General features: G+C 60.3%; 3 protein-coding genes and 2 pseudogenes. 3 read left to right on the top strand and 2 right to left on the bottom strand.

Going from position 1 to position 3,367, the window contains the following annotated elements:
* Positions 1 to 785 precede the first annotated feature (785 nt).
* Positions 786 to 1,028, bottom strand: coding sequence for a hypothetical protein (locus tag EN969_RS36180; RefSeq protein ID WP_224571023.1), 243 nt, complete (start codon positions 1,026 to 1,028; stop codon positions 786 to 788).
* Positions 1,029 to 1,031: 3 nt separating this feature from the next.
* Here EN969_RS36180 and EN969_RS36185 point away from each other — a divergent pair, with 3 nt between their 5' ends.
* The 3 genes and pseudogenes from EN969_RS36185 to EN969_RS36190 all read left to right on the top strand — a co-directional run.
* On the top strand, positions 1,032 to 1,331 hold the full coding sequence (locus EN969_RS36185; RefSeq protein ID WP_224571022.1) for a hypothetical protein: 300 nt from the start codon (positions 1,032 to 1,034) through the stop codon (positions 1,329 to 1,331).
* Between the two features lie 62 nt (positions 1,332 to 1,393).
* Positions 1,394 to 1,702 carry a helix-turn-helix domain-containing protein gene (locus EN969_RS36770; protein WP_236473435.1) on the top strand — a complete coding sequence of 103 codons (309 nt, stop codon included), beginning with the start codon at positions 1,394 to 1,396 and terminating at the stop codon, positions 1,700 to 1,702.
* Positions 1,703 to 2,883: 1,181 nt separating this feature from the next.
* Positions 2,884 to 3,078 (top strand): annotated as a pseudogene (locus tag EN969_RS36190) (DUF459 domain-containing protein); the annotation flags it as partial.
* Positions 3,079 to 3,147: 69 nt separating this feature from the next.
* Here the strand turns inward: EN969_RS36190 and gltD are convergent.
* Positions 3,148 to 3,367, bottom strand: a pseudogene (gene gltD / locus EN969_RS22725) (glutamate synthase); the annotation flags it as partial.

Here is a 3,367-nt window from a genome sequence, read left to right on the forward strand (position 1 = left end):
ACTTGAGCGTGCTGCTTCGGAGGAGGGATGAGCCTCGAACCGGCCGCGAGGCCTTTTTCTGGCAACGGATATTCCGGCCGGGTTAGGCCGCGAGGAAAGCGACGGTGAATAAGAGGTAGAGGACCAACCGTTTTGAGCGGGTAGTTGCCGTGTTGCGCCCCCAGGCAAAGGCCAGCACCACGGAGCAGTATTTCTGGTGGCGATACTACAACGCCTTTTAGTGCCGGTTACCCGTTTTTACCCAGTTGGCCTGGTGCATTCAGAGCGAGCTCGTTGGAAACCGCTTATTGTGGCTATGAGCGAACTCGGGATGGAGGAGTGGACCCAAAAATTGGCAAAATGCCCCAGGGAGGATTACATGGGTCGCTCATTCCCCGTACTCGTTACAGGTGCGCGTCGCTTCGCAAACAGCTTGCTTTTGACTTGGCGTTTTTTGCCGTCTCGGCATCGCTCACTAATTCGGCCGCTGCCGACACCGTGAACTGGCGTCAATTCGAAGGGACCAGCATAACTTGGGCCTACGACATCCACCCCTATGCGGATGCTCTCGCTGCGCAATTTCCGGAGTTCGAGAAGCTGACCCGGCATCAAGGTCACGCCGGAACTCTACCCAGACGATTCTTACTGGAACAAGATGACGATCCAACTGACGACGAAGTCGCCAGCATGGGATGTGTTCGGCACTGGCATTCAGCCCGCGTAGGACCTCGCTCCGAGTGGCGCCCTGGAGCCGCTGGACAAATACCTGAGCGATTGGAAGCTTACCGATGCTGGATACGACTACATTACGTGGACATGATCAAGAAGTGCGCGGCTCCTTCCTTCGCGTCCGGCCGCAGCGCGATGACGATCGACTCAAATATGTTCGGCTTCTGGAACGATGTTGCGGGGAAGCCGGCATCCGGCAAGATCGCCTTCGCTCCGCCGCTGCACGCACCGAGCGCCACGAGCTTGGAGTCTGACATCTGGATCTGGGCTCTCGCCATGAACGCGGCTTCCGAAAAGAAGGGCACGGCCTGGCTGTTCATCCCGTGGGCCACCTCCAAGCAGGTGGCGCTCAAGGGTGCCCTTGCTGGCCAGCTCGTCAATCCGCCGCGCACGTCGACCTGGCAGACGACACCTGGACTAAGTACGCTTCGCAGCCCGAGTTCAACAACTTCGTTGACAGCTTCAAAAAGATACAGGACCAAGCCGCGCTGGCTTTCACACCGCGTGTCGGCTTCGGCGAAGCCATGAACGCATGGGCCGTGGCGATGCAGAAGATGGTAAACGGCGATGACGTCGAGACGACGTTGAGGGCGCTTGCCGAAGAAATCCGCACTGGCCTCTGATCAAAAGGAACAGGGCAGTACTATTGCACTGCCCTGTTCCCGCCAACGGCGGAGATCACGCCGTGTCACCCCAAGCACTTAAACCCAGCGTGCCGATGGCAGCCGAAGGACCTGGCGCGCGCGCCTCGTCCGGTTCGGCTTCGCTGGAGGGGCGTTCCATCGACTGTTTCAGCCTTGCAATCATCCAGGCGCTGGCCAAAAGCCAGATGGAGCGCCGGCTCAGGAACCGGCGCAAAAACTCGAGCCTGCCGGCGCTGATCGAGCTGGTGCTGGCGCGGCCGCTGGTGTCGGCAGGTCTGGTCGCGGCCGAGCTGAAAATTAGCCAGCGCGCTGCGCTCGGGCTGGTGCCGAACTCGGCATCCGTGAGGTGACCGGCAGGGGGCGCTACCGGGCGTGGGACCCCGTTTAGCTGCGGCGGGCTTTGGCGAAAGCGACAGCACTGATGATTTTTGCTGTACGCTCATTCTCCCTCATCTGCGCGTTGACAGAAAACCAGCAGGCGAGGGTCACAGCACGCTGTGCTCCCCGCGATTTCCGGAAAACCAATGAAAAACGACTTTGATCGATCGCGCGGGACGTATCATTCAACCATGTCGAGAACGGGCGTGACGGCACGTACACTATGGACCGAGAGAACTTTGTCTGGCGACTTTGCGCACGCTTGCAAAACTCTTCGGAAAACTTCCTTCTGTTGATCCAATGATCGTAATGAGCTGGAGTGGCATCGCCGCTCTCCTCGGTTCTTGCTCTCTCAGTTGAACTTGATGCTAGCCTGCACGAAAACGCCGTAGCGCTTTGCCTTCCAATCGTCGGCCTGCGGGGAACCACGACCGCCCATTGCCTCTTCGAAATGAGCGGTGCCGTTATTCGCCACGGCCGCAACACCGCCTCGAGCTGGACGCCATGCCCATCGCCGTCTTCGGGAATTAGCTTGATCTTGGGCGCATGTGGTGCTGCTCTTTGCCGTCGAGCCGCGTGAAGAGGAACGCCACGTCACCAGAAAGGCTGAGTCGCTCGGTGAGTTGCGTCTGCCCGGCCAAGCCGAGTCGCAGCGAATGCCAATCGTTGTCCTGGCTGAGAGGTTGACGTAGGTGGGACGGTTGGCACACAGGTTCCCCAGTTGGTCGCCTGCTGCGTGCAACCGAAAGCATCGTAGCTCTCGTGCCAGAAATTGTTGCCAACAAAAGCACCGATGCGGTAGCGCGGTGAGTTCAAGAAATTATATCCAAGATCGGCGGTGAAATAGCTGACGCCGCCCCCGCGCTGATCACTGAATGTGTTTGAGTAGCCCCCCATTTCCGTAAGAAGTCCTCGTCATGAGAAAATCCTCCCTGATGCCGCCCGCACCGAGGAGGCCTTTACGAAAATGCCAGTCGGATTGTGGACTCGAATGCGCGTCTAGATCGTCATAGGTGAGCCGCGAGACCAGTGACGTACCTTTATGATTGTAAAGTTCCTTCGATGCGTTGCCGGTACTGGCCAGTAACGTAGTCCACCCTCGAAGGAAAAGACTGAGGCCGCCGACCCGGCTACCGACGCCGACTCGCAATCACCGGCACTCGACGGCGGTTCGGAACTTCTCGGTGCCGCAGCGCCGGCCAAGCCGGACGGGCCCGGTGAAAAATTCGTCGTCGAGGGCAAGGCGCCCGCTGCTGCGCCCGGCCGCGCCGACGATTTTTCTTGGCCGCCAAGGCGGCAGCCTGCGGCCGGGGCCACAACCGAAACGACCACGGCGATCAGTCCGTAAGCTGCCCGGGGCAGCGGAAGGGCGGAAAGCGCCTTCAGGTGGCCGCACAAGTAGGGTCTCGAGACGGACTCAGCGCGGCAGCACGCTCGATCCCATCAGCGCCTCATCGATGGCGCGCGCCGCCTGGCGGCCCTCGCGGATCGCCCAGACGACCAGCGACTGGCCGCGCCGCACGTCGCCCGCCGCATAGAGCTTTTCGACGCTGGTCCTGTAGTCCCGGTCATTGGCCTCGACATTCTTCGAGCGGCGGCTGTCAATGGCGATCTTCATCTGGCCGGCCAGTTCCGAC

Origin of the sequence: Mesorhizobium sp. M7A.F.Ca.CA.003.01.2.1 (genome assembly GCF_003998945.1) — a bacterium.
In the GTDB taxonomy this organism is placed as follows: Bacteria; Pseudomonadota; Alphaproteobacteria; order Rhizobiales; family Rhizobiaceae; genus Mesorhizobium; species Mesorhizobium ciceri.